Annotated in this window: 17 protein-coding genes; 11 read left to right on the forward strand and 6 right to left on the reverse strand. The window is 65.2% G+C overall.

Features of this window, described 5'->3' with window-relative positions; all coding sequences use genetic code 11:
* The first annotated feature begins 248 nt into the window (after positions 1-248).
* Positions 249-1,655 (forward strand): MATE family efflux transporter, encoded by a 1,407-nt coding sequence (locus ACYVNQ_RS27145; RefSeq protein WP_460906663.1) that lies wholly within the window; start codon positions 249-251, stop codon positions 1,653-1,655.
* 99 nt (positions 1,656-1,754) lie between these two features.
* On the opposite strand, the gene ACYVNQ_RS27150 is transcribed toward ACYVNQ_RS27145, so the two are convergent.
* The 3 genes from ACYVNQ_RS27150 to ACYVNQ_RS27160 all read right to left on the reverse strand — a co-directional run bounded on the left by ACYVNQ_RS27150 (position 1,755) and on the right by ACYVNQ_RS27160 (position 7,696).
* The gene (locus ACYVNQ_RS27150) at positions 1,755-4,814 is read right to left on the reverse strand and encodes an efflux RND transporter permease subunit (RefSeq protein ID WP_460906665.1); all 3,060 of its coding nucleotides are present in this window, start codon (positions 4,812-4,814) and stop codon (positions 1,755-1,757) included.
* A 13-nt stretch (positions 4,815-4,827) separates the two neighbouring features.
* Entirely contained in the window at positions 4,828-5,961 is a 1,134-nt protein-coding gene (locus ACYVNQ_RS27155) for an efflux RND transporter periplasmic adaptor subunit (RefSeq protein WP_460907705.1), read from the reverse strand.
* A 208-nt stretch (positions 5,962-6,169) separates the two neighbouring features.
* Positions 6,170-7,696, reverse strand: a complete 1,527-nt coding sequence (locus tag ACYVNQ_RS27160; RefSeq protein ID WP_460906667.1) for an efflux transporter outer membrane subunit — start codon at positions 7,694-7,696, stop codon at positions 6,170-6,172.
* A gap of 308 nt (positions 7,697-8,004) precedes the next feature.
* Between ACYVNQ_RS27160 and ACYVNQ_RS27165 the strand changes: the two genes are divergently transcribed.
* Positions 8,005-8,676 (forward strand): DUF3313 family protein, encoded by a 672-nt coding sequence (locus ACYVNQ_RS27165; protein WP_460906669.1) that lies wholly within the window; start codon positions 8,005-8,007, stop codon positions 8,674-8,676.
* A gap of 131 nt (positions 8,677-8,807) precedes the next feature.
* Here the strand turns inward: ACYVNQ_RS27165 and ACYVNQ_RS27170 are convergent, their stop codons facing one another.
* Positions 8,808-9,179 carry a hypothetical protein gene (locus tag ACYVNQ_RS27170; RefSeq protein ID WP_460906671.1) on the reverse strand — a complete coding sequence of 124 codons (372 nt, stop codon included), beginning with the start codon at positions 9,177-9,179 and terminating at the stop codon, positions 8,808-8,810.
* A gap of 324 nt (positions 9,180-9,503) precedes the next feature.
* On the opposite strand from ACYVNQ_RS27170, the gene ACYVNQ_RS27175 reads away from it, so the two are divergent.
* From ACYVNQ_RS27175 to ACYVNQ_RS27205, 7 genes are all read left to right on the forward strand, one after another.
* Positions 9,504-9,866 (forward strand): EF-hand domain-containing protein, encoded by a 363-nt coding sequence (locus tag ACYVNQ_RS27175; RefSeq protein WP_460906673.1) that lies wholly within the window; start codon positions 9,504-9,506, stop codon positions 9,864-9,866.
* An 84-nt stretch (positions 9,867-9,950) separates the two neighbouring features.
* Entirely contained in the window at positions 9,951-10,664 is a 714-nt protein-coding gene (locus ACYVNQ_RS27180; protein ID WP_460906675.1) for a response regulator, read from the forward strand.
* A 71-nt stretch (positions 10,665-10,735) separates the two neighbouring features.
* Positions 10,736-12,088 carry an ATP-binding protein gene (locus tag ACYVNQ_RS27185; RefSeq protein ID WP_460907707.1) on the forward strand — a complete coding sequence of 451 codons (1,353 nt, stop codon included), beginning with the start codon at positions 10,736-10,738 and terminating at the stop codon, positions 12,086-12,088.
* Positions 12,085-14,076 carry an amylo-alpha-1,6-glucosidase gene (locus tag ACYVNQ_RS27190; protein WP_460906677.1) on the forward strand — a complete coding sequence of 664 codons (1,992 nt, stop codon included), beginning with the start codon at positions 12,085-12,087 and terminating at the stop codon, positions 14,074-14,076. Before ACYVNQ_RS27185 ends, ACYVNQ_RS27190 begins: the two co-directional genes overlap by 4 nt.
* A gap of 90 nt (positions 14,077-14,166) precedes the next feature.
* A complete protein-coding gene (locus ACYVNQ_RS27195; RefSeq protein WP_460906679.1) occupies positions 14,167-16,899 on the forward strand; it encodes an MGH1-like glycoside hydrolase domain-containing protein in 2,733 nt (910 codons plus the stop codon).
* A gap of 247 nt (positions 16,900-17,146) precedes the next feature.
* Positions 17,147-18,751, forward strand: a complete 1,605-nt coding sequence (gene zwf, locus ACYVNQ_RS27200; RefSeq protein ID WP_460906681.1) for a glucose-6-phosphate dehydrogenase — start codon at positions 17,147-17,149, stop codon at positions 18,749-18,751.
* A gap of 565 nt (positions 18,752-19,316) precedes the next feature.
* Positions 19,317-20,066 carry an ROK family protein gene (locus ACYVNQ_RS27205; protein ID WP_460907709.1) on the forward strand — a complete coding sequence of 250 codons (750 nt, stop codon included), beginning with the start codon at positions 19,317-19,319 and terminating at the stop codon, positions 20,064-20,066.
* A gap of 174 nt (positions 20,067-20,240) precedes the next feature.
* On the opposite strand, the gene ACYVNQ_RS27210 is transcribed toward ACYVNQ_RS27205, so the two are convergent.
* Entirely contained in the window at positions 20,241-21,236 is a 996-nt protein-coding gene (locus ACYVNQ_RS27210; RefSeq protein WP_460906683.1) for an aldo/keto reductase, read from the reverse strand.
* Positions 21,237-21,650: 414 nt separating this feature from the next.
* Here ACYVNQ_RS27210 and ACYVNQ_RS27215 point away from each other — a divergent pair, with 414 nt between their 5' ends.
* Positions 21,651-23,252 carry a histidine kinase famiy protein gene (locus ACYVNQ_RS27215; protein WP_460906685.1) on the forward strand — a complete coding sequence of 534 codons (1,602 nt, stop codon included), beginning with the start codon at positions 21,651-21,653 and terminating at the stop codon, positions 23,250-23,252.
* A 41-nt stretch (positions 23,253-23,293) separates the two neighbouring features.
* Here ACYVNQ_RS27215 and ACYVNQ_RS27220 read toward each other — a convergent pair whose 3' ends face one another.
* On the reverse strand, positions 23,294-24,367 hold the full coding sequence (locus ACYVNQ_RS27220; protein WP_460906687.1) for a LacI family DNA-binding transcriptional regulator: 1,074 nt from the start codon (positions 24,365-24,367) through the stop codon (positions 23,294-23,296).
* A 201-nt stretch (positions 24,368-24,568) separates the two neighbouring features.
* Between ACYVNQ_RS27220 and ACYVNQ_RS27225 the strand changes: the two genes are divergently transcribed.
* Entirely contained in the window at positions 24,569-25,738 is a 1,170-nt protein-coding gene (locus ACYVNQ_RS27225) for an ABC transporter ATP-binding protein (RefSeq protein ID WP_460906689.1), read from the forward strand.
* Positions 25,739-25,748 lie beyond the last annotated feature (10 nt).

Below are 25,748 nucleotides of genomic sequence, written 5' to 3' on the forward strand. Positions count from 1 at the left end.
CCTGCGACGCCCTTGGGTTGGCGCAGCCGCGCGTGCGAAAACATTGCGCGAATCACGAAATAATTCGTGCTGTCCGGCTGTTATATGTCGATGGGCTCGTGTGAATGACCACCGGCACGGCGAACGATCTTAGGAGCAGGGGTTCAGATGGCGAACGACATCAATGCGAGCGATAGCGCGCGGATTCGGAGATTCGGATTTTCGCTTGTCGCCGCGCGTACGGTCGCTGCGGCGCGCCGCTGACACGGATGTCGGCGCATGTGTGCTGCACCGCGCGCGGCGGCCTGACTGCCGATCTCCGGCGCGTCGCCGCGTTGGCGGCGCCGATGCTGGCAGGGCAACTCGCGTTTATTGCCTTCGGCGTGCTCGATACGGTAATGGTCAGCCATTATTCGGCCATCGAGCTGGCGGCGTTGAGCCTCGGCGCGTCGGTGAACATCGCCGTGTATATGGGTCTCGCCACCATTCTTTACGCGCTGCAGCCGATCGTCGGCCGTCTGTATGGAGACGCAAACTACGCGAGGATCGGTGTGCAGGTACGCGAAGCGGCGTGGCTCGCGCTGGCGCTGATGACGATCGGCTGGTTCGTGCTTCGGCATCCGGACTTCGTGCTGCGCATCGCGCACGCGTCGCCGCCGGTAAGCACGCGCGCCAAGGCCTATTTGCATGTGTTGTCGCTGGCGTTCCCGGCGAGCATCGGCTTCGGGCTGTTTATGTCGCTGTCGAATGCGGTGTCGCGGCCGCAGTATGCGCTGATGATCTGGCTATCGGCGTTGGTGCTGAAGATTCCGCTGAACGCATGGCTCATTTTCGGCGGCTTCGGGCTGCACGGCCTGGGCGGCACCGGCGCCGCCGCGGCGAGCGCGACCGTGCTGTGGTTCGGCGTGCTGGCGTGTATCGCGCTGTTGAAATGGCACCCGTTCTATCGCCGGTTCGGCGTCTTCACGCAACTGTCGCGGCCGGATTGGCGGGCCCAGTTCGCGTTGCTGCGGCTCGGCGTGCCGATGGCGCTGGCGAGCCTGATCGAAGTGACGTCCTATACCTTCATGACGCTGTTCATCGCACGGTTTTCGGCCACCGTGCTGGCCGGACATCAGATTGCAGTGAATCTCGGCGCCGTGTTGTATATGACGCCGCTTGCGATCGGCATTGCCAGTTCGTCGCTGGTGTCGCAAGAACTCGGCGCCGGGTCGCCGGCCGGCGCGCGTTCAGTCGCGCGCGCGGGCATCCTGCTCGCGGCGGGCTGCGCCGTGCTGGTGACGAGCGTCGTGATGACGGCACGCCATGCGATCGTCGATGCCTATACGCACAATCCAGACGTGGCCGCCATCGCGCTGCCGCTGGTGCAGATCGTTGCGATCTACCATCTCGCGGATGCGCTGCAGGTCAGTGCGGCGTATGCACTGCGCGGCTACCAGGTCACCGTCGTACCCACGCTCGTGTACGCGTTTGCACTGTATGGCGTGGGCCTCGGCGGCGGCTATCTGACCGCATTCGATGTGCTGCGGGTGGTACCGGTTGCGTTGAGCGGTGCGCCCGGTTTCTGGTGGGCCAGCACAGCAAGCCTGACGCTGGCAGCGGCCTGTCTGCTGTTCTTTCTGGGTCGGGCAAGCCGTGCGGCGCTCGACGCGCCATCGGCATCGCCGCGCGCGTGAGCGCGTTGCGATGCGCGACAGGCGCTTCAGCATTGCAAAAAGGGCGTGCCGCGCAAACACGCAACACGCCCCGAACGTCAGGCCAACCACCCGTCAGGTTCACACCGCCTGCGGCGTGTCCTTTGCGCGATCCCGATGGTGATCCGCGCCGATAAACATATACATCGCCGGCACCACGAACAGCGTAAACAACGTACCGATCGACAGCCCGGTAAAGATCACCAGCCCCATTGCATTGCGCCCGGCCGCGCCCGCACCCGACGCGATCACGAGCGGCAACACACCGAGCACCATCGCCGCGGTGGTCATCAGAATCGGCCGCAAACGCACGGCGGCCGCTTCTTCCAGCGCTTCGCGCTTCGATTTCCCGGCGCGCTGCAACTGGTTCGCGAACTGCACGATCAGAATGCCGTGCTTGCTGACCAGCCCCATCAGCGTCACCAGCCCGACCTGCGTATAGATGTTCAGCGTCGAAAGCCCGAGGTTGATAAAGATCAACGCGCCGAACAACGCCATCGGCACCGACACCAGAATCACAATCGGATCGCGGAAGCTTTCGAACTGCGCGGCCAGTGCAAGAAACACGATGATCGTCGCAAACAGCAGCGTGATGACGAAGCCGCCCGATTCCTGAATGAACTGCCGCGACAGCCCGGAAAATTCAGCCGCATAGCCGGACGGTGCCGCATCGGCGGTTGCCTTGCGCAGGAAGTCGAGCACTTCACCCTGCGATACGCCCGGCACCGTCACGCCGGAAATCGTCGCCGAGTTCAGCTGCTGGAAGTGGTTGATCGATTCCGGCACCACGTCCTGCTTCAGGTGCGTCACCGTCGAAGCCGGAATCACGCTGCCATCCGGCGTGCGCAGGTAATAATCGAGCACCTGCGAAGGGTTCAGCCGGTCGGTCTGCACCACTTGCGGAATCACCTTGTACGAGCGGCCCGAAATCGAGAAGTAGTTCACGTAGTTGCCGCCGAGCGCCGCACCCAGCGCCGCGCCGACATCGGCTTGCGTCATGCCGAGCGAGGCGACCTTGTCGCGGTCCACCACCAGCACGCTCTCCGGCTTGTCGAGTTTCAGATCGCTATCGACAAAGAAGAACATGCCGCTTTGCTGGGCCTTTGCGAGCACGCTTTGTGCGACTTCATTCAGGTTCTCGAACGGCTCGGTGGTGGTAATCACGAACTGCACCGGCAAGCCCTGCGCGCCCGGCAGCGGCGGAAACTGGAACGCGGCGACGCGCGCGCCGGCAATGCTGTTCCACTTCTGCTGCAATTCCTGCTGCAATTGCGTCGCGCCTTTCTTGCGCTGGTCCCATGTCTTGAACAGCACGCCGCCGATGCCCTGATTGAGCGTCGGCGCGCCGGTCAGCTGGAACATCTGCGAGTACTCGGGCAGCCCCTTCGCGACGTCGAACACCTGGTCGGCGTAGGTCTGCATCTGCTGGATCGTCGCGTTCGGCGGCCCCTGGATCTGCGACAGCACGATGCCTTGATCTTCCTGCGGCGCCAGTTCCGATTGCGAGGTCATGAACAGATACACGGTGCCGCCCAGCAGCAGCGCGCCCATCACGATAAACACCTGCCACGTATCGAGCGTTGCGTGCAGCAGGCGCGCATAGCCGCGATGCACGCGCTCGAACTGCCGGTCGACGAAGCGCGCGAAGCGCCCCGACTCCTGGTCCATCCGGAAGAAGCGCGCGCACATCATCGGCGAAAGGCTCAGCGCGATCACGCCGGACACCGTCACCGCGCCGGCCAGCGTGAACGCGAATTCGGTGAACAGCGCGCCGGTCAGCCCGCCCTGGAAACCGATCGGCGCATACACGGCGATCAGCACCACCGTCATCGCGAGAATCGGCCCGCCGAGTTCGCGCGCCGCGATCAGCGCGGCCTCGAACGGCGAGCGGCCTTCCTCCTTCATATGGCGGTCGACGTTTTCGACCACGATGATCGCATCGTCGACCACGAGGCCGATTGCCAGCACCAGCGCCAGCAGCGTCAGCAGGTTGATCGAGTAGCCGAGCGCCTGCATCACGAAGAAGGTGCCGATCAGCGACAGCGGCATCGCGATCACCGGCACGATCACCGCGCGGAAGCTACCGATAAACAGGAAGATCACCGCGGTGACGATCAGCAGCGCTTCGACCAGCGTCTTGATCACCTCTTCGATCGACGTGTTAACGAAGTCGGTCGCGTCGTACACGATGTCGCCGGTCATGCCGGTCGGGAACTGCGCCTGCAGGCCCGGGTAGGCGGCGCGCACGCGTTTGGCGACGTCCAGGATATTCGCGTCCGGTGCGACCTTGATGCCGATAAACACCGAACGCTTGCCGGAAAACGCGACGTTGAAGTCGTAGCTATCGGCGCCGAGCACCACGTTGCCGACGTCTTCGAGCCGAACGATGGCTGTGCCTTTCTGCTTGACCACCAGCTTCTTGAAGTCGTCGACGGTGTGCAGGTCGGTGCCCGCGTTGAGGTCGACGGTCACCATCTGGCCTTTGGTGGTGCCGAGCGTCGCCAGATAGTTGTTGTTGCCGAGCGCGGTAAACACGTCCTGCGCGGTCACGTTGTGCGCAGCGAGCTTCGCCGAATCGAGCCATGCGCGCAGCGCGAACTGCCGGCCGCCGAGAATCTCGGCGGTCTGCACGCCTTCGATCGAATCGAGCTTCGGCTTGACCACGCGCAACAGATAATCGGTGACGTTGTTGCTCGGCAGCACGGAGCTGTAAAAGCCCATGTACATCGCGTCGGTAGTCTCGCCGGTCTGCACCGTCAGCACCGGCTGCTGCGCCTGCGGCGGCAACTGGTTGCGCACCGACGCGATCTGCGTGTTGATTTCGGTCAGCGCGCGGTTCGAGTCGTAGTTCAGCCGCAGCGTGACGGTGATGGTCGACACGCCGGTGCTGCTCGCCGACGACATATAGTCGATGCCTTGCGCCTGCGCGATTGCCGATTCGAGCGGCTGCGTGATGAAGCCGGCGATGGTGTCGGCGCTCGCGCCGTAATACGCGGTCATCACGGTGACCACCGCGTTCTCGGTGCGCGGATATTCGCGCACGCGCAGATCGAGCAGCGCCCGCACGCCGAGCACGAGGATCAGCAGGCTGAGCACCACGGCCAGCACCGGCCGCTTGATAAAGATATCGGTGAAATTCATCGTGGCCCGCCCCTTATTGTTCCTGAGGCGTCGGATTCGGACTGTCGGCCGGCTGCACACGATTGTCGATGACGAGCGGCGTGCCGTTCTTCAGCTTCAGCTGGCCGCTGGTCACCACCTGCATGCCTTCGTCGACGCCCTTCAGGATCGCGACCTGGTCGCCGCGGGTCGGGCCGGGCGTGACGAACACCTGCTGCGCGACCGGTTGCAGCTTGCCTTGCGCATCCTTGTGCGTGCCGGGTTTGACGAGAAACACCGTCGCGCCATACGGGTTGTACGTGATCGCGGTTTGCGGCAGCGTCAGGTAGCGCTGCTCGCCGCCGGCTTCGATCTTCACGTTCGCGTACATGCCGGGCAGCAGCTTGCGCTCGCGGTTATCGACGCTCGCTTCGATCTGCACGTTGCGCGTGGTGTTGTCGACGCGCGGATTGATCGAGCGGATCTTGCCGTCGAAGGTGCGGCCGCTATATGCGTTGGTGTCGATCTTCGCGATCTGGCCGACCTCGAGCTGCCCGAGTTGCTGTTGCGGCAGATAGAAGTCCGCATAGATCGGATCGATGGCCTGCAGCGTGACGATCGCATCGCCCGGGTTCAGATACTGGCCCGGATTGACCGTCGTAATACCGACACGGCCCGCGAACGGCGCGCGAATCGTCTTCTTGTCGACCAGTGCGGCCTGCTGCGCGACCTGTGCGTTCTTGCTCTTCAGGTCGGCCGCATCCGCATCGAGCTGGGCCTTGGCGATTGCCTGAATCTCGAACTGCGCCTTGTCGCGCTTGTACACGGTTTGCGCGAGCTCGGCATTGGCTTGCAGCGAGCGCAGCAGCGCGACGTCGGAATCGTCGTTCAGGCGCACCAGCACCTGGCCCGCCTTGACCTCCTGGCCGGACGAAAAAGCGATCTCGCGCACGAGGCCCGGCACTTCGGTAGTCACGTCGACGCCGCGCACCGCGCGCAGGCTGCCGACCGCCGCCAGCTGCGGCTGCCAGCTCTGGAAGCGGGCCTGGGTGGCGGTCACCGTCGCGGGCGGCAGCGCATTGGCGGCCATGAACTTCGCGATCATGTGCGCCTTGAAGAGGTTGAAGCCGACGATCCCGCCGAGCAGCAGCCCGACGCAGATCAGCATGATGATCATCCGCTTCGTCATGCGTCTTTTCGGCGCTGCGCCGGTACGCTCCGGCGGTCCGGGTGGTTGATTCACGATCGGTCCGTTTATGCTCATCGTTATGTCCTTGCACGTCTCGTCTTGAAGCGCCGGCCGCGGCGCAGTTGCTGGCGCCCGGCGGCGGTGCTGCTGTTATCCGGGGTAGGCGCGGGATAAGCGCGGGGTAGGCACGGCGCGGGCCGCGCGAGCTTCATTGCACGGCGGCCGTCTCCGGCACCGGGGCGTTCCACCAGCCGCCGCCGAGCGCCTGGAACAGCGCGGCGGTGTCCGCATAGCGGGCGGCCTGCGCCTGCGCGAGATCCACCACGCTTTGCTGGAACTGGCGCTGCGTGACGAGCAGCGTCAGATAGCTGATGCCGCCCAGCTTGTACTGGCCGCGCGCCATCTCGAGCGCATCGCTCGCCGACTGCCAGGCTTCGTGCTGCGCCTGCAGGCCGGTGGCGTCGTGCTCGAGCGCGCGCAGCGAATCGGCGACGTTCTGAAAGCCGAGCAGTACCGTCTGCCGATATTGGGCTTCGGCCTGTTCATAGGCGGCCACCGCCGCGCGTTTCTGCGCGAGCAGTTCGCCGCCGTGGAAAAGCGGTTGCAGCAGGCCTGCGCCGACGCTCCATACCGTGCTTTGCGCGCGGAACAGGTCGGCCGGTGTCAGCGACTGCGTGCCGTAGCTGGCCGACAGCGTGATCTGCGGAAACATCGCCGCGGTGGCCACGCCGATCTGCGCGCTGGCGGCATGCAGCGTCGCGTCGGCGGCGAGGATGTCGGGCCGCTGCTGCACCAGCGCCGACGGCAGGCTGACCGGCAGCGTCTGCGGCAGCGAGAACATCGCGAGGCGGAACTCGGGCAGGCTCGGGTCGCCCGGCGGGTTGCCCGACAGCACCGCAAGCTGATGGCGGGTCTGGTCGAGCTGCTGCAGCAGCGGCGGTAACGTTGCGCGCGTCTGCGCCAGCAAGGTCTGCTGGTTCAGCACGTCGGTGCGGCCGACGCCGCCTAGCTCGAACTGCTTTTTCAGCAGCGTGAGCTGCGCGTCCTGGTCGCTCGCGATCGCTTCGGTCGCTTCGATTTGCGCGCGCAGCGACGCTTCCTTGACGGCCGCGGTGACGATATTCGCGGTCAGCGCAAGCCACGCGGCCTGCAACTGGTAACGCTGGTAATCGACCTGCGAGCGGGCCGCTTCGACCTGGCGGCGCGCGCCGCCCCACACGTCGAGGTTGTACGACACCGACACCGACGAGTTGTACAGATTCAGATCTTCGCTGAACTCCGGCGCTCCGAACGTGATGCCGTTGAATTTCTCGCGCGTCGCATTGAGCTGTGCGTCGACCTTCGGCAGCAGCGCGCTGCCGAACTGCGCGCGCAGGTTTTCGCGCGACTGCCGCAGCGCCGCGCGAGCCGATGCGATGTTCGGGCTGTTCGCGAGCGACGTGCGAACCAATGCATCGAGCGGCTCGCAATGGAACAGCGCCCACCATGCGGCCGGAATCTCGTCGCCCGGCGCAAAGCGCTGCGGCGCGCCGGAGACATCGGGTGCCGATGCCGTCTGCTGCGGCAAAGGCGTGGACGTGTAGCGGTCGGCCGGCGGTGGCGCCGGCGTGCGGTAGTCGGGTCCGACCATGCAGCCAGTCAGCGTGATGGCCGCTGCGATGGCACTCGCGACCCCGCCACGCGTCGCGCATAAACGTGCTGATAAAACGTAGAGCGAATTACTGTCCTTTGTCATCAATCCACCATATTCCGCGTGCGCGGTGTCCCGGCGCACGGATCTCGATATTCAAGGTAGCTAAGCTGATTCTTTTCGGGATGCAGAACGGCTGCGACCGCGCCTGCGTCTGCGGCTGCCGGTTCGGCGCATAGCCTAGCATGGCTTGTCGCGCGCGCGGCAATACGTACGACATGAAGCGGGTTGAATCTGCAGGGCAGGCGTGTCCGAATGCGTTACCGCTTTTTTTTGAACGGTATTCCGCCCGGCGCGTGTTGCGCACGGCGAATCGCCTATGATGATTTCAACCGCGGGGACAAGGAGCGAACATGAACGGGCGCAGATTGCTAGGGTGTGCCGGCGCCGCGCTGGCGCTGTCGTCAGGCGTGCTGTGTGGGGTAGCGCACGCCGAATATCTGATACCGGCGAGTGTGAAGCTGGTGCCGGTCGCGCAGTTTCCCGGTACGAGCGGCTATCTCGCACCCGACTACCCCGCGCAGCGCGCGCGGCTGCATAGCGTGTATATCGCGCCGATCGAAGTGTTTCTGTCGCCGGATTCGCCGTACAAGGGTATCGACCCGGCCGAGATGGCGCAGGTCACCCAGGCGTTCGCGCAGATCCTGACTCAGGACGTGATGCAGAACATGACGGTGGTCAGTGCACCCCAGCCCGACTCGCTGATCCTGCAGATCGCGCTGACCGACGTGCGGCTCGAAAAGCAGGGCTTTCGTCTGCGCAACCTGACGCCGGTGGGGATGGCGATCAACGGTGTCAAGCGCGTGGCGGGCATCAGCAAGATCTCGTTCAAGACGATGACGGTGCAGGCGATCGGCGCGTCAGGCGATAACGAGACGCTGCTGTTCGCGATCGACAATCCGCCGCGGCCCGGCGATACGGCGCCGGAATCGGTGCGGCTCGACGAGGTGCCGAAGGTGCTGGGCACGAAGGCGCAGAACCTGCGGGCGGCGTTCGACGCGATTCGCAGCGCGCAGCAGCAGTAGGGCGGGGCAATGCGCCCGCGCGGCGCGTGCGACGCGGCGCGACGCGTGCGACGGATGGACGCTATATGCCGCATGCGCGACACATGCGGCTATGCGCCACACGCAGCGCGAATCGATGCAAGCGCAACCAGTCAGTGTGCGACCGCGATGGCGGGTACCGCGAGCACCGGCTGTGCATAAGCGATGTTTTGCGCCGGCACGAGCGCATAGCCTGGCGTAATGGCGGCCGGCGCGGGCGACACGGCAACCGGCATCGGGATCGGGATCGGCACCGCGCCAGCGGGCACGGGCTGCTGCAGAACCGGCACGACGATGGCGACCGATGGCACGGCATAGCCGGGCGTCGGTGCATAGACGGGAGACTGCGCAACCAGCGGCGGCACATAAACCACGGCGGTCGGCACATAAGCGGCATGCACGAACACGGTTCGCGCAAAGCTGCCCGACGAGCAGGCAATGCCGAGTGCGGCGGCAGCGGACGTACAGACGGAACGGATACTCACGGGAACACTCCTTCGACGGGACACGGCATGGCGGATCGGTGCGGCGTGAAATCGGGTGCAAATCCAGCTCGAATCCAGCGCAAATCCGTTACGAACGATAAGGAATGCCGCCGCGCAACGACAGCGAAAACATGTTTCATCCGATGTCACGCCACGCCACCGCACGCCAGCCGCACGCCACAGCGAGGCCTCGCCGGCGCGACATGCGGTGACATATCTTTGAAATTGCCTTCGCGGCGGCGAGCGACAAGAATTCGGCCTGTCACTACGCGGTTCGCAGCAAGCACGCCGACGACGCCGGTGCCCCACTCAACGGAGTTAGTCATGAAGAAGTTTCTCGCCACCCTGGTTCTGTGTATCGCATCGACCGCCGCCTTCGCGCAGAGCGCCCCGGCGCAAAACGCAACCGCACAAAACGCAACCGCACAAAACGCAACCGCACAAAACGCAACCGCAGGCGCCCCGGCACCGATGGCCGGCGGCGCGCGCATGGAGCGTGCAATGGAGCAATTGCAGTCGCGTTTTTCCAGCGCGAACACCACGCACGACGGTAAGCTGACCAAAGATCAGGCCGCCACCGGCATGCCGCGCGTCGCCCAGCATTTCGACGAGATCGACACACAGAAGGTTGGCTATGTAACATTGCCGCAGATCGAGCAGTTCATGATGTCGCAACGCAAGCAGTAGCGTCCGGATGGCGCCGAAGCTTCCGGACCCTGCTGTCGAAGAATCGGTAGCAGACCCCCGACCATGCCGAAGGAGCCCGCCGCGATGGACCGATCTCCCAGAATCATCGTGCTAGACGATGAAGCCGAACTGCGCAACATGCTGCAGCGGTTTCTGACCTCGCAGGGCTTTTCGGTGCGGGTGGTCGAAAACAGCGAGCGGCTGTCGCGCTATCTGCAGCGCGAGCCGTTCGACCTGCTGGTGCTCGACCTGATGATCGGCGCCGAGAACGGCCTCGAAATCTGCGCGCGGCTGCGTGCCGAAGGGCAGACGCTGCCGATCCTGATGCTGACCGCAAAGGGCGATCCGCTCGACCGCGTGCTCGGCCTCGAGACCGGCGCCGACGATTACCTGGCCAAGCCGTTCCTGCCGCGCGAACTGGTGGCGCGCATCAACGCGCTGCTGCGCCGGCAGAAAATCGCCGCCGGCGACCCGACCGTCACCACGCAGCGGCTGCGCTTCGGCGATTATCAGCTCGACGTTGCCAAGGGCCTGCTGTATCGCGGCGGCGAGCCGGTCGAACTGCACTCCGCACAGATGCTGCTGCTGTCCGCGCTCGGCTCGTCGCCGAACCGCGCGGTGAGCCGCGACAACCTGATCGCGCGGGCGCGCGGCCGCGACCACGACGCGCTCGACCGCAGCATCGACGTGCAGGTGCTGCGGCTGCGCCAGATCATCGAAGGCGATCCGTCGAAGCCGCGCTTCATCAAGACCGTGTGGGGCGTCGGCTATATGCTGCTGGCGGACGTCGAATCATGACGCCGGCCGACGCGGATGCCGCGGCCGAATCAACTGATCCGGCCGGGTCGATCAAACCCGCTGCCAGCGTCATGTCACGTCTTTCATCGCGTCTTTTGCCGCGCACGCTGCTCGCGCGCAACATCCTGCTGCTGATCGTGCTGGTGGCCGTCAGCGAAGTATGTTCGCTGGGCGTGCTGCTGCATTACGTGCAGCGGCCGCGCGTCGAGCGCGCCGCTGCCGTGTTCGGCGCCTACGTGACGACCCTCGACGGCGTGCTCGCGCATACGCCGGCGGCTTCGCGTGCGGAGGTGCTCGCGCGCCTCGACGCGCACACCGAGCTGCCGCCGGATGCGACGCCGCAGCCGCGCACCCGGGCGCTCGATTTCTATCGCACCCATGAGCTCGGCATTTTCATGCAGGCGCTGCATCGCTATCTGCCGGCCGGCAGCGACGTGCGCTGGCAAGCCGACAGCGCGCCGCGCATGTGGATTCGCGTGCACGTGGGCGGCGACCCATACTGGATTGCGCTGTTGCTGCCCGAAGAAGCGCAGGGCGGGCGGCTATTCACGGCGCTGTTGCTCGCGCTTGGCCTCGGCGTGCTGGCCGCGCTGACCGGCTTTGGGATCCAGCGCCACCTGAACCGGCCGTTGCAGCATCTCGAGCAGGCGGCGCGGCGGGTCAGCGCCGGCGAGGCGCCGCCGCCGCTGCCGCTCGACGGCCCCACCGAAATCGCCGCGGTGAGCGCCGCCTTCAACCAGATGATGCACGCGCTGCAGCAAGCCGAGGCGACCCGCGCGGTGATGCTGGCCGGCATCTCGCACGACATCCGCACGCCGCTGACCAAGCTGCGCCTCGCGATGGCGATGGCCGGCGAAGCGGGCGCCGGCCCCGGCGACGAAGCATTCACCCATGCCGCGGAGTCGTACCTCGACCAGATCGAAACGATCCTGCAGCAATTCATGGATTACGCCGGCAGCGGCGAGCGCGAGGCGGCGCAGCCGGGCGATCTGAACGCGCTGGTCAGCCAGCTCGCTGCGGATTTCGCGGGGCTCGGGCATGATTTCGAACTGACGCTGGCCGATCTGGCGCCGGTGCCATTCCGGCCGATCAGCATGATGCGGCTGTTGATGAACCTGATGCAGAATGCGATCAAGTATGGCGGCAGCGGTTTCGCGGTGCGCACGTGGCGCGACGGCGGCGCGGTGTATGTCGCGGTGGGCGACCGCGGCAGCGGTTTGTCGGCTGCCGAGCTCGAACAGTTGAAGGCGCCGTTTCAACGCGGCAGGAACGCGCACGGTCAGACGAGCGGCACGGGCCTGGGCCTTGCGATCGTCGATCGCATTGCGCGGCTGCACGGCGGCGCGCTGCAATTTCATCCGCGCGACGGCGGCGGGCTCGAAGTGTGGGTCGTGCTGCCGGCAGGCGACAGGGAGAACCGATGACACGTATCGAACGGCCGCTTGCCGTCGAGCGTCTGGAAGACGAATGGCTGGAAGCGGACGGGTTCGGCGGTTTCGCGTCGGGTACGGTCGGCATGTATCGCACGCGTCGCTATCACGCGCTGCTGCTGGCGGCGACGCGGCCGCCGGCTGGGCGCGTCGTGCTGGTGAACGGCGTCGAAGCGTGGCTCGAGGCGGATGGCATGCATTATCCGTTGACCATGCAGCGCTATGCGCCGGCGGTGATCGCGCCGGATATCACGATGAGTCTCGATGGTTTCACCACGGAGCCCTGGCCGACGTGGCGTATTGCGTGCGGCGCGCTGGGCGTGGTGAGCTTCGAGGTGCTGGTTGCGAAGGCGAGCCGCGAGACGGTGCTGCGCTGGCGTTTGCAGCGCGATGCTGCCAGTGCGGGTGGCGGTAGTGGCAACGTTAATGGCGTTGGCAACTGCACGCTGCACGTGCGTCCACTGCTATCGGGCCGCGACTATCATGCGCTGCACCATGAAAACGGTGCGTTCAATTTCGCGGCCGATGTGAACGGTGCGGTTGTCAGCTGGCGTACGTACGGCGATCTGCCGGCGATTCATGCGGCCTCGAACGGCAGCTATGCGTCCGCGCCGGACTGGTATCGCAACTTCTGCTATGACCGCGAACGCGAGCGCGGCCTCGACTTCAGCGAAGATCTGGCGACGCCCGGCGTATTTTCATTCGATCTTTCGGCGGGTAACGAGGCGGTGCTGGTGCTCGATGCGAACGCTGCTTCCGGCGCGGCCAACGTTGCCATCAACGCGCTCGAAGTCTCGACCTACGCAGAACAACTCACGCGTACCGAACACGCCCGCCGCGCCGCCTTCCCGTCGCTTCTGCACCGCGCTGCCGATGCATACGTAGTCGCACGCGCCAGCGGCCGCACGATCGTCGCCGGCTTCCCGTGGTTCACCGACTGGGGCCGCGACACCTTCATCGCGATGCGCGGCCTGCTGCTCGCGTCGCAACGCTACGACGAAGCCGCGGCGATCCTGCTCGAATGGTCCGGCACATTGTCCGAAGGCATGCTGCCGAACCGCTTCCCCGATTACGGCGACACGCCCGAGTACAACTCGGTCGACGCATCGCTGTGGTTCGCGGTCGCGGTGCACGATTATCTTGCTGCGCAGCATGCCAGCGCAGCCACCCGCGTGCGGCTGCAACAGGCGGTCGACACGATCCTCGCGGGCTACACCCGCGGCACACGCTTCGGCATTCGCGCCGACGACGATGGCCTGCTGCGCGCCGGCGTGCCCGGCGTGCAACTGACGTGGATGGACGCCAAGGTCGGCGACTGGGTCGTCACGCCGCGCATCGGCAAGCCGGTCGAAGTGCAGGCGTTATGGATCAACGCATTGCGCATCGCATCAACGTGGAACCCGCAATGGCGCGCGCCGGCCGAGCGCGCGTCGCAGGCTTTCGTCGAACGATTCATTGACGCGACCACCGGCGCGCTGTTCGACGTGGTCGACGCCGATCACGAGCCGGGCCGTATCGACCGTGCGCTGCGGCCGAACCAGATCTTCGCGGTCGGCGGCCTGCCGTTCCCGCTGCTCGAAGGCGCGGCCGCGCGCGCGGTGGTGGACCGCGTGCACGAACATCTGCTGACGCCGCTCGGCTTGCGCACGCTGAGCCCGCTCGATCCGGCGTATCGCGGCCGCTATGCGGGCGGCCCGCTCGAGCGCGACGGCGCCTATCATCAAGGAACCGTGTGGCCATGGCTGCTCGGCCCGTTCGTCGAAGCGTGGCTGCGTGTGCATCGACCCGACGCGGCCGCACGCGAAGAAGCACGTCTGCGCTTTATCGCACCACTCGACGCGCATCTGCAACGCGCCGGCCTCGATCACTTGAGCGAGGTGGCGGACGGCGACGCACCGCACCATCCGGCGGGCACGCCGTTCCAGGCGTGGTCGCTCGGTGAACGGCTGCGCCTCGACGCGCTGCTTGCGTCACAGCACTGAAAACGCACCCACGCGCAAAGCGCGCTACGATGTCGCTTCCCGTCGCCACATAAAGCGCCACGTAACCGGCACATCAAGGAGGACGCTGCCATGCCGTCGATTCGCGCAGCCAATCTGCTTGCCACTGCTGAAGGCAAGCGTCTGCATTCGGCTGAATGTCCGCGCTGGCAACGCTGGGGCCCGTATCTGAGCGAACGCCAGTGGGGCACGGTGCGCGAGGACTACAGCACCAGCGGCACTGCCTGGGACTATTTCCCGCACGATCACGCGCGCAGCCGCGCGTACCGCTGGGGCGAGGATGGCATCGCCGGCTTCGGCGACGACACGCTCAGCTGGTGCGTGTCGCTCGCGCTATGGAACCGGCGCGACCCGATCCTGAAAGAACGCCTGTTCGGCCTGACCAATTCGCAAGGCAATCACGGCGAAGACGTAAAGGAGCTGTATTTCTATCTGGACGGCACGCCCACCCATTCGTATATGCGGATGCTCTACAAGTATCCGCACGCGGCGTATCCGTATGCAGATCTCGTCGATGAAAACGGGCGCCGCGGCGCCGACATGCCGGAATACGAAGTGCTCGATACCGGCGTGTTCGACGATTCGCGCTATTTTGACGTGACCGTCGAATATGCGAAGCACACCGCCGACGACATCGTGATGCGCGTGAGCGTCGAAAATCGCGCGGACGTCGCTGCCGAACTCGACCTGCTGCCGCAGATCTGGGCGCGCAACAAATGGTCCTGGAAGGGCCTCACGGACAAACCCTCGCTGATGCTGGAGACGGTGCGCGACCGCAGCTATCTGTTCGGCCGTCATCCGGGCCATGAAGGGATCATCGTCACCGCGTGGATCAAGGACGCACCCGATTGCACCGGCGTGCACTGGCTGTTCTGCGAGAACGAGACCAACGTCAAGCGGCTGTATGGCATGGACGCGATCGGACCGTTCAAGGACGGCTTCAACGACTACCTCGTGCACGGCGATCGCGAAGCGGTGCATCGCGATGCGGGCTCGAAGGCGGGCGCGCACATGCCGCTGTCGCTGGATGCACACGGTCACGCGGTCGTGTATCTGCGCTGGCGTTGCGCATCGACGCCCGACGAAGTGCCGCTCGACGCAGAGGCGCTGTTTGCGCACCGCATCGCCGAAGCGGACGAATTCTACGGCGCGCTGCAGCAGGACATCGACGACCCCGACGCGCGCCTCGTGCAGCGTCAGGCGCTGGCCGGCATGCTGTGGTCGAAGCAGTATTACCAGTTCGACGTGCAACGCTGGATGGACGGCGACCCGGCGCAGCCGGTGCCGCCGCCGGGCCGCCGGCGCGGCCGCAATGCCGACTGGCGGCACCTGTGCAACGCCGACATCGTATCGATGCCGGACAAGTGGGAGTACCCGTGGTATGCATCATGGGATCTCGCGTTTCATGCCACCGCATTCGCGCTGATCGACCCGGCGTTCGCCAAGCGTCAGTTGCTGCTGCTCGTGAAAGACCGCTACATGCATCCGAACGGGCAACTGCCCGCGTACGAATGGGCGTTCAGCGATGCCAATCCGCCGGTGCATGCATGGGCCGCATGGCGCGTCTATGAAATCGATCGCGAGCTGACCGGCAAGGGCGATCGCGATTTCCTCGAACTGGTGTTTCACAAGCTGCTGCTGAATTTCTCGTGGTGGGTGAACCGAAAGGACGCCGACGGTCGCAACATTTTCCAGGGCGGCTTTCTCGGTCTCGACAACGTCGGTATCTTCGACCGTTCGTCGCCGCTGCCGACCGGCGGCCATATCGATCAGGCGGACGGCACCGCGTGGATGGCCGCGTATGCGCTCGACCTGATGCGTATCGCGCTCGAACTCGCGTATGCGAACCACGTGTTCGTCGATATCGGTATCAAGTTCTTCGAGCACTTCCTGTACATCGCGGAAGCGGTAAGTTGCGACGACGGCTGCGAAACCGGGCTGTGGGACAGTCAGGACAGCTTCTTCTACGACAAGCTGCGGCTGCCCGACGGCTCGAACGTGCCGATGCGGGTGCGCTCGATCGTCGGCCTGATTCCGCTGTTCGCGGTGCACGTGCTCGAAGAGCGGTTGCACGACAACTTGCCTGGCTTGCGCGAGCGGCTGGTCTGGTTCCTGCAACACCGTACCGATCTGGCGCGGCTGGTGTCGCGCTGGAACGAGCCGGGCAAGGGCAATAGCCTGTTGCTGTCGCTATTGCGCGGGCACCGGATGAAATCGCTGCTGCGCCGCGCGCTCGACGAATCGGAGTTTCTGTCCGACTACGGTGTGCGGGCGCTGTCGCGTGTGCATGGCGACGAGCCTTTCGTTTATCAGCACGATGGCCGCGAGTTCTGCGTCAAGTATCTGCCGGCCGAATCGGACTCGCGTGTGTTCGGCGGCAATTCGAACTGGCGCGGACCGATCTGGATGCCGGTCAACTATCTGCTGATCGAATCGCTGTACGAGTTTCACCGTTACTACGGCGACGATTTCCGCGTCGAGTATCCGACCGGCTCGGGCAATCGCGCGTCGCTGCGCGAGATTGCCGACGGTCTCGCCGAACGCACCACCAGACTGTTCCTGAAGAACAAGAACGGCGAGCGGCCGGTGATGGGAGCCTATCCCCAGTTGCAGGCCGATCCGCGTTCGCAGGACCTCGTGCTGTTTCACGAGTACTTTCACGGCGACACCGGGCGCGGCGTCGGCGCGTCGCATCAGACCGGCTGGAGCGGGCTGGTCGCGCTGCTGTTGCAGCCGCGCGAACTGGCGAGCTCCGGCGTGGTGCCGGTGCCCGGCGAAGCCGAGCAGGAAGTGGCGGCGAAGTGAGGTAGGTGCATCAGGCTGCCTGTGAGCTAGCCGCCGCACGAGGTCGCCACACGACGTTGCCACATGCAGTAACCGCAGTGCTGCGCGCGCCACTTTGCACGCATCCAGCCGATGCCGCGAGCGGCGCGCGCAGCTTTACAGAAGTCTTGCGTGCCGTGACGCGCCGCGCGATTGATGGAACTGTGCGGCTTGCTCGCGGGTCATCTCCGTATCGCCAATCGTTGGCTTCCGTATGCGAGGGATCGTCATGCCGTCCGATTCGAGTGTCCGCAATACCCCAGAAACGCGCAGCGCGTGCGCGCAAAAGAAGCTGCAAGCCGCGCACGCCGGCGCTGCCAACGGCGGCAATCCGGCCGCCGCGGCCGGCAATCGCCCGGCGCCGCCATGCACGCTGGTGATCTTCGGCGCCGGCGGCGATCTGACCAAGCGCCTGTTGATGCCCGCGCTGTACAACCTCGTGATCGACGGCCTGCTCGACAACGGCATGCGCATCGTCGGCGTGAACCGCGGCGAGCGCGCGCTCGACGACTGGCGCGACGAACTGCACACGTCGCTCAAGCAGTTCGCCGAAGAGCGCTCGTCGCAGCACAAGCTCGACGACGATGCATGGAACTGGCTCGCACAGCGGCTCGACTACGTGGCCGGCGATTTCAGCGACGCCGGCACCTTCGAGAAGGTCAAGCAGCAGCTCGGCAAAACGGGAGTGAGCGATGCGCTGTTCTACCTCGCGGTAGGTGAAGGCTTCTTCAAGCCGATCGTCGAGCAACTCGGCAACGCTGGCCTGCTCGACGAGCAGCAGGGGCACGGCTTTCGCCGCCTCGTGATCGAAAAGCCGTTCGGCAACGATCTGGCGTCGGCGCGCGAGCTGAACGCACATATCCTGCAGTACGCGGGCGAACAGCAGGTGTACCGGATCGATCACTTCCTCGGCAAGGACACCGTGCAGAGCATTCTCGCGGTGCGCTTCGCGAATGCGCTGTTCGAGCCGGTGTGGCGGCGCGAATATATCGACAGCGTGCAGATCACGGCGGCGGAAACGCTCGGCGTCGAGGCACGCGGGCCGTTCTACGAGCGCACCGGCGCGTTTCGCGACATGCTGCCGAACCATCTGTTCCAGCTGCTCGCGATGGTGGCGATGGAGCCGCCCAATTCATTCGATGCGGAAGTGGTGCGCGACAAGAAGGCCGAGGTGTTCGCGGCGATCCAGCCGCTGTGCTGCGAAGACGTGGTGTTCGGCCAATACGAGGCAGGGCCGGCGGGTGTCGCGTATCGCGCGGAGCAGAAGGTCGCGCCCGACAGCACGACCGAGACCTATGCGGCGGCACGCGTGTATCTGGACAACTGGCGCTGGGCCGGCGTGCCGTTCTATCTGCGCACCGGCAAGCGGCTGGCCACGCGCCGCACCGAGATTGCGGTGCAGTTGAGGCGCGTGCCGTTCCTGATGTTCCGCGACACACCTGTCGATACGCTGACACCGAACGTGCTGACGATCCGCATCGACCCGGCGCACGGCACCAGTTTCGATTTCAACGTGAAGGTGCCGGGGCCGACGATGCAGATCGGCCATGCGCGTTCGTCGTTCGACTACGGCGACTTCTTTGCGGAACGGGCGAACGTCGGCTATGAAACGCTGCTGTACGACTGCATGCTCGGCGACGAGACGCTGTTCCAGCGCGCGGATGGTATCGAGGCGAGCTGGGCTGCGGTGGACGAAGTGCTGCATCCGGCCGATAAACCGATTCCAGTGCACGGCTACGCGGCCGGCAGTAGCGGGCCGGTGCAGGCGGACGAACTGCTGGCGAGCGATGGACGCGCGTGGCGTCCACTCGACGATGCGCCGGCCAAACGTTGAACGCGGAACGTAGAACACGTTGCACGTACAACGATCGGACAGTCTGAATAGCAAGGGGGAAACCACGATGGCAACCAGCAAGACTTCTGCGAAGCGCGCGGTGAAGACGGCGGTGCGCCGCGCGGCGAAGAGTGCGGTGACGGGTGCGGTGAAGAGCACGCCGAAGGGCGCATCGAAGGACGTCGCGCGCAAGGCGCCGGCTGGCCGCACGGCTGGCGCCGCAGCGGCAAAGAAGACGGCCGCGCGACGCGCGGGCGCCACTGCTACGGCGGCCGCGAAGAAAACCTCGACGAGTCGGGTGGCCAGCAAGGTAGCGACGAAGAAGGCACCGACGAGCCGGGCGGCCAGCACGGCCTCCGTGAAGAAGACGCCCGCCAGCAAGGCGCCCACGCGTGCGATTGGCAAGGCTGCAACGGCGGGTGCTGCTGCAGCGAAAAAAGCCTCTGCAGGCGGCGCCGCGAAGAAAGCATCGGCAACCCGGGCCGCCGGCACGCCTGCAGCGAAAAAAGCAGCACCGCGCAAACCGTCGAGCGCCACGCGTCCCGCTTCACATCACCACACCGCGCTGCAACCAGACGCCGCACACGAGCGCATTCTGGCGATCGACGTCGGCGGCACCGGGCTAAAGGCGGCGGTGCTCGACTCGACCGGCACGATGCTAGGCGAGCGCGTGCGCGTCGCCACGCCGCACCCGTGCACGCCGGATCAGCTGGTCGACACACTCGCGACGCTGGTCGAACCGTTGCGCGCGCAACATCAGCTGACGCGCATCTCGATCGGCTTCCCGGGCGTGGTGCGCGACAACCTGATCCTGACCGCGCCGCATCTGGGCGATAAGGGTTGGCACGGCGTGCCGGTTGCCGCGTCGCTGGCCGAGCGGCTTGGCGGCCTGCCGGTGCGCATGATCAACGACGCCGAAGTGCAAGGCTTCGCGGTAATCGAAGGCAAGGGCATCGAACTGGTGCTGACGCTCGGCACCGGCGCGGGCACGGCGCTGTTTCGCGACGGCGAGCTGATGCCGCATCTGGAGTTGTCGCAGCATCCGGTCAGCAAGGGCCGCACCTACGACGAGTTCATCGGCAGTGCGGCGCGCGACGAAACCGGCGACAAGCAATGGAACAAGCGCGTCGAGAAGATCATCGCGATTCTGGCGAAGGTGGTGAACTACGACAGGCTGTTGATCGGCGGCGGCAATGCAGTGAACCTGAAGTTCAAGCTGCCGGCGAACGTTTCGATCGTGTCGAATTCGGCGGGCCTCGAAGGCGGCGCGAAGCTGTGGTACCCGCAGGCAGTGCGCGAGACGCGCGGACAGTAACCGGCCGCGCGCATCCAGCAGATAGCAGGCAAGCGCGATGGACGATTGATGCAAAAGTGGCGCGCCGTTGCACACAGGCGCGCCACTTTGCGTTCTGCTTTCGAAGACGAACGAACGAGCGATGCGCGGCCTATGAACCGCGCACACCGCTACGCTTCACCGCATGCGCCGAACTTAACGCGCCGCGTCGCCCCAACGGTATTCCACCGTTGCTTCGTCCAGCTGCTTCTTCAGTTCCGGGTCGAGCACGATATCCGCAGCGGCCAGCGTTTCATCGAGCTGTTCCGGCCGGCTCGCGCCGATGATCGCCGACGACACCACCGGATTGGCCAGCACCCACGCAATCGAAGTCTGCGCCAGCGAATGCCCGCCTTGCGCGACCAGCTTCGTCAGCTTGTCGATGGTCGCGAATTCGCGCTCGTGCCAGTAGCGTTCCGAGTACATTTCGCCGGCCTTGCCGACGGTTGCGGTGAAGCGGCCTTCGCTCGGCTTCGCATCGTGGCGATGTTTGCCGGTCAGCAGGCCGCCGGCGAGCGGGTTGTACGGCATCACGGCGAGGCCTTCCTCGCTGGCGAGCGGCAGCAGCTCGCGTTCGATCTGACGGAACAGCAGGTTGTAGCGCGGCTGCACCGAGATGAAACGCGCCACGCGCAGCACATCCGCGCGGCCAAGCGCGCGCGCCAGCCGATACGCGAGGAAATTCGACACGCCGATATAACGCGCCTTGCCGGAGCGCACGATGGTCTCGAGCGCCTCGAGCGTTTCTTCGAGCGGCGTATTGTGGTCGTCGTTGTGCAGCTGATACAGGTCGACATAGTCGGTGTTCAGGCGGCGCAGCGAGTTGTCGATCGCATCGAGCAGATGCTTGCGCGACGAGCCCTGGTCCCACTCCGACGGGCCGACCTTGTTGTAGGCCTTGGTCGCGACGATAAAGCGGCTGCGCTTGCCCTTCAGCCAGCGGCCGATGATTTCTTCGGTACGGCCGGTCTGGTCGACCGTCGCGCCGAGCGGATACACATCGGCGGTATCGATGAAGGTCACGCCGGCATCGGTGGCCTTGTCGAGAATGGCGTGCGACGCGGCTTCTTCGGTTTGCAGGCCGAAGGTCATCGTGCCGAGGCACAGATTGGATACGGTCAGACCTGTGCGGCCGAATTTGCGATATTGCATGAAACGACTCTCCGCAATGAGAACGAAAGGAAAGGGGATGCGAATCGACGCAGAATCCGAAGCATAGCGGGTAACGGCGCAGCGCGTGTGCCGCGCAGTTCGGACGGGGCGCTTGAAAAATTTGCAGAGCACAGCGCGAGCGGGGCCTTCACAACCGGCATTGGGTAACGTTTGCGCCGCATGCGCATTGGCGATGCCAGGCACCTCGCGGGCATCGCGCAAGCCTTTGGCGGGCCGGCGTTTGCCGCGGGTCGCGACAGCTCGGCAGCAGGCGCACGACCGATGCGACGCGACGGTCGGGCATGGAAATCGCAGAGGTTGGGTATCGCCACTACCCGTGGAGTGCGACATGCCGATACCGCAAGCGACGCATTGCAATGTGCGCGGCGCATCGTACGTGTTGCGCTTAGCTCTATGGATACGCCACGTACACAAACTACGATTCGCAGCGGTGCGCACCAGATATCCGATCACCGTGACGATGTCTTTTTCGCAGCCGTCTCGACCACCCGCATGCCGATGGTCGTCACCGATCCACACGCGCCGGGTCAGCCGATCCTGTTCGCGAACCATGCGTTTTTGCGCATGACGGGCTACGAGTTGCCGGAGATCATCGGCAACAACTGTCGCATGCTGCAGGGTCCCGAAACCGATCCATCGACGATCGACGAAGTGCGGCGCGCGGTGGCGGAGCGCCGCGAGATGGCCACCGAAATCCTGAACTACCGCAAGGACGGCACGACCTTCTGGAATGCGTTGTTCATCTCGCCGGTGTTCGACGAGCAGGGCAAACTGGTGTACTACTTCGGCTCGCAGCTCGATATAAGCCGGCGCCGCGACGCCGAGGACGCGCTGCATCAGGCGCAGAAAATGGAAGCGCTCGGCCAGTTGACCGGCGGCATCGCGCACGACTTCAACAACCTGCTGCAGGTGATGTCGGGCTACGTCGACGTGATGCAGTTGGGCCTCGAACGCAAGGTGGACGGTGCAGGCATGCTGCGCAATCTCGACAAGATGCGCGGCGCGGTCACCAAGGCGAGCACGCTGACACAGCATCTGCTCGCGTTTGCGCGCAAGCAGAAGCTGGTGGGCCGCACGGTCAATCTGAATGCGCTGGCCGACGGCATGGTCGAACTCGCGCGGCGCACGCTCGGCGAGGATGTCACGCTGAAGACCGAGTTTGAAGAAAACCTCAGCAATTGCCGGCTCGATTCGAGCCAGCTCGAAGTGGCACTGCTCAATGTGCTGCTCAACGCGCGCGACGCGCTGGCCAAGCGCCGCGACGGCATCGTGACGGTGCGCACGCAAAGCCTGCAGATCGACCGGCCGCAGGTGATCGGCTTTGCCGATCTTCCGCCGGGCAGCTACGTGTCGATTTCGATTTCCGACAATGGCACCGGCATCGCGCCGGAAATCGTCGACCGCGTGATGGATCCGTTCTTCACGACCAAGGATGAGGGCAAGGGCACGGGGCTCGGCCTTTCGATGGTGTACGGTTTTGCGAAGCAGTCGGGCGGCGCGGTGAACCTGTATTCGGAGCTTGGCGTGGGCACTACGCTGCGGCTCTATTTCCCCGCCGCGCAGGATGCGAAGCTCGCGCGGCCGGCCGCGCCTAAAGCGATCGAGCAGGCGCACAACGAGATGGTGCTGATCGTCGACGATCGCGTCGAAGTGGCCGAGGTCGCACAGGCGATGCTGCAGCAGATTGGTTATCGCACGCGAGTGGTGCTCGACGCGAAACAGGCGTTGAGCGCACTGCAGGATGGGCTGGCAATCGACCTGCTGTTCACCGATCTGATCATGCCTGGCAACATGAACGGTGTAATGCTCGCGCGCGAGGCGCAGCGGCTGCAACCGCACATCAGGGTGCTGCTCACTACCGGTTATGCGGATCCGTCGCTAGAACGCAAGGATTCGAATGGTGCGGAATTCGCGATCATTCACAAGCCGTATCAGCGTACCGAACTGGCGCGCAAGGTGCGCGTCGTGCTGAATGGGCCGACCGGTGTAGGATAGATTCAAAGGTCAATCAACTCGCAGCGCTTGAGCCATATCGCTCAAGTCGCACGTCGGGCCTGACCGCGCCGCTGCGGTTGGAGTGGTTGGAGTGGGCCGGTCGAACCGCGCACCACCAGCTGCGGCGCCGACGTCTCGCACACACTCGCATCTTGCTGTGCATTGCGTCCGCGGCGCGGCGGCTGCTCGATCAGTTTCAGCAACAACGCAACCGCCTGGTGTGCCGCTTCCACCGTCGGCACCGCCACCGTGGTGAGCGGCGGACGCGACTGCCGTGCCGGCTGGATATCGGTGATGCCAATTACGGATAGATCCGCGGGTACATCGCGCCCCGCATCGAGCGCCGCGTGAATCGAACCGAGCGCGGGCAAATCGTTGGTCGCGAAGATCGCGCTAGTGGCCGGATGCGCGTCGAGCAGTTCGCGCGCCGCCGCATAGCCGCCTTCAATCGTATCGGCTGCGTACCGCACGCAGGCGCGCGGCAGTTTCACACCCGCGGCACGCAGCGCATCGACAAAGCCCTCGTAACGCGCCGCATGAATGCCCGCCCTCTTGCTTCCGACGATCACCGCGATCTGCCGATGCCCGAGCTCCAGCAGATGCTGCGCCGCCAGTTCGCCCGCACGCCGGAAATCGACCGCGACGCACGGCAAGCCCGGCGGATCGTTTGGCCGTTCCCACATGCACAACACCACCGGCGTGCCGCGTGCCGCGGTTCGATGCAGGTCGACCAGATCGAGATTCGCGTTCATCACCAGCACGCCTTCCGACAAGGTGCCGGCAATCTGCTCGAGATATGCGCGGCCCGCCAGCGGGTCCTGATTCGTGTTGCAGATGATCACGTAACGGCCGCGCTCGCGCGCCGCGCGCTCGACCGCCAGCGCGAACTCCGGATAGAACGGATTGGCGATGCTCGACACCATCAGCGCGATGGTTGGCGCACGGCCTTCGGCCAATGCGCGTGCCGCCAGATGCGGCCGGTAGCCGAGCGCCTCGACGGCGGCCAGCACGCGCTGCCGGGTCGCTTCGCCGACCCGCCCGCGGTTGCGCAGCACGTTCGATACGGTGGCCGAGGTGACGCCGGCATGCGCGGCGACTTCGCTCAAGGTGGACATCGGCTTCGATTCGTCAGTATGTGGGATGTTTTCTCACGATTTGCGTTGCGGCGCGGCGCACGGCACCATCTCCGCACAAACAAGCACAAGAGCGGAGACAAAGCCATCGAGCCCGGCGATCGCCATTGCGATCGTTTTTTCGGGCCTCTTGGTTAAGCGCTTAATCTCCGGCTCCGCCGATTTAAACATGGAGTGGAGACGATGGCGAGTATTTCGTTACGCGGCGTACAGAAAGCGTACGGCGAGGGCGCCGCGGTGATCCGCAACGTCGATCTCGAGATCGGCGAAAACGAGTTCTGCGTGTTCCTCGGTCCGTCGGGCTGCGGCAAGTCCACGCTGCTGCGGATGATCGCCGGTCTCGAAGACGTCACCGACGGCGACCTGTCGATCGGCGGCAAGCTCGTCAACGACGTGCCCGCGGCCGAACGCGGCGTCGCGATGGTGTTCCAGAGCTATGCGCTGTTTCCGCATATGAGCGTCTACGAGAACATGGCGTTCGGCATGAAGCTCGCGAAGGTGCCGAAAAGCGAAATCGACCGCAAGGTACGCGAGGCCGCCCGCATCCTGCAACTCGAAGCCTTGCTTGATCGCCGCCCGCGTGCGCTGTCCGGCGGGCAGCGGCAACGTGTGGCGATTGGCCGCGCGATCGTGCGCGAGCCGGGTGTGTTTCTGTTCGACGAGCCGCTGTCGAATCTCGACGCTACGTTGCGCGGCCAGACCCGCATCGAAATCGCAAAGCTGCACCGGCAGTTTGCGAAGGCGAGCGTGGTCTACGTGACGCACGATCAGACCGAAGCGATGACGCTGGCCGACCGCATCGTGCTGCTGCACGCGGGCAAGGATACCGAGCGCCACGGCAGCATTGCGCAGGTCGGTGCGCCGCTCGAGTTGTATCACCGGCCCAATAGCCGTTTCGTCGCGGGCTTTATCGGTTCGCCGCGAATGAATTTCCTGCCGGCCACGGTCGCCGCGGCCGACGCGCAGCACGTGACCGTCACGCTTGCCCATACCAACGAACGCCTGCGTGTGGCTGCCAACGGCAGCGGCTTGCAGCCCGCGCAGCCGGTCACGTTCGGCGTGCGCCCCGAACATCTCGAACTGCTCGATGCGGCGCGCGCCGCGGCCGACGATGCACGCGACGCGACGCTCACGCGCCAGGTGTCGCTGGTCGAGCATCTCGGCGAGCACAGCTACGTGCACCTCGACCAGCCCGGCGGCGACACGCTGATTGCGAAGGTGGCCGGCGGTACGAGCGTCGAGATCGGTGCGCGCGCGAGCTTTCGCGCGCCCGCCGCCACCTGCCATCTGTTCACCGAAGACGGCTTCGCCGTGCCCGCGCCCGGCGCGGCGGCCGTCGCACACTACGCGTAAAAGGACCTGC

The sequence above is a fragment of the Paraburkholderia jirisanensis genome (assembly GCF_054782355.1).

Excerpts from the sequence above, each read along its gene's own strand:
- ACYVNQ_RS27220 (WP_460906687.1), bottom strand. The coding sequence starts at position 24,367 with ATGTCCACCTTGAGCGAAGTCGCCGCGCATGCCGGCGTCACCTCGGCC.
- ACYVNQ_RS27180 (WP_460906675.1), top strand. The coding sequence starts at position 9,951 with ATGGACCGATCTCCCAGAATCATCGTGCTAGACGATGAAGCCGAACTG.
- ACYVNQ_RS27145 (WP_460906663.1), top strand. The coding sequence starts at position 249 with ATGTCGGCGCATGTGTGCTGCACCGCGCGCGGCGGCCTGACTGCCGAT.
- ACYVNQ_RS27225 (WP_460906689.1), top strand. The coding sequence starts at position 24,569 with ATGGCGAGTATTTCGTTACGCGGCGTACAGAAAGCGTACGGCGAGGGC.
- ACYVNQ_RS27185 (WP_460907707.1), top strand. The coding sequence starts at position 10,736 with ATGTCACGTCTTTCATCGCGTCTTTTGCCGCGCACGCTGCTCGCGCGC.
- ACYVNQ_RS27210 (WP_460906683.1), bottom strand. The coding sequence starts at position 21,236 with ATGCAATATCGCAAATTCGGCCGCACAGGTCTGACCGTATCCAATCTG.
- ACYVNQ_RS27215 (WP_460906685.1), top strand. The coding sequence starts at position 21,651 with ATGGATACGCCACGTACACAAACTACGATTCGCAGCGGTGCGCACCAG.
- ACYVNQ_RS27150 (WP_460906665.1), bottom strand. The coding sequence starts at position 4,814 with ATGAATTTCACCGATATCTTTATCAAGCGGCCGGTGCTGGCCGTGGTG.
- ACYVNQ_RS27160 (WP_460906667.1), bottom strand. The coding sequence starts at position 7,696 with ATGACAAAGGACAGTAATTCGCTCTACGTTTTATCAGCACGTTTATGC.
- ACYVNQ_RS27195 (WP_460906679.1), top strand. The coding sequence starts at position 14,167 with ATGCCGTCGATTCGCGCAGCCAATCTGCTTGCCACTGCTGAAGGCAAG.
- ACYVNQ_RS27175 (WP_460906673.1), top strand. The coding sequence starts at position 9,504 with ATGAAGAAGTTTCTCGCCACCCTGGTTCTGTGTATCGCATCGACCGCC.
- ACYVNQ_RS27155 (WP_460907705.1), bottom strand. The coding sequence starts at position 5,961 with ATGACGAAGCGGATGATCATCATGCTGATCTGCGTCGGGCTGCTGCTC.
- ACYVNQ_RS27190 (WP_460906677.1), top strand. The coding sequence starts at position 12,085 with ATGACACGTATCGAACGGCCGCTTGCCGTCGAGCGTCTGGAAGACGAA.
- ACYVNQ_RS27165 (WP_460906669.1), top strand. The coding sequence starts at position 8,005 with ATGAACGGGCGCAGATTGCTAGGGTGTGCCGGCGCCGCGCTGGCGCTG.
- zwf (WP_460906681.1), top strand. The coding sequence starts at position 17,147 with ATGCCGTCCGATTCGAGTGTCCGCAATACCCCAGAAACGCGCAGCGCG.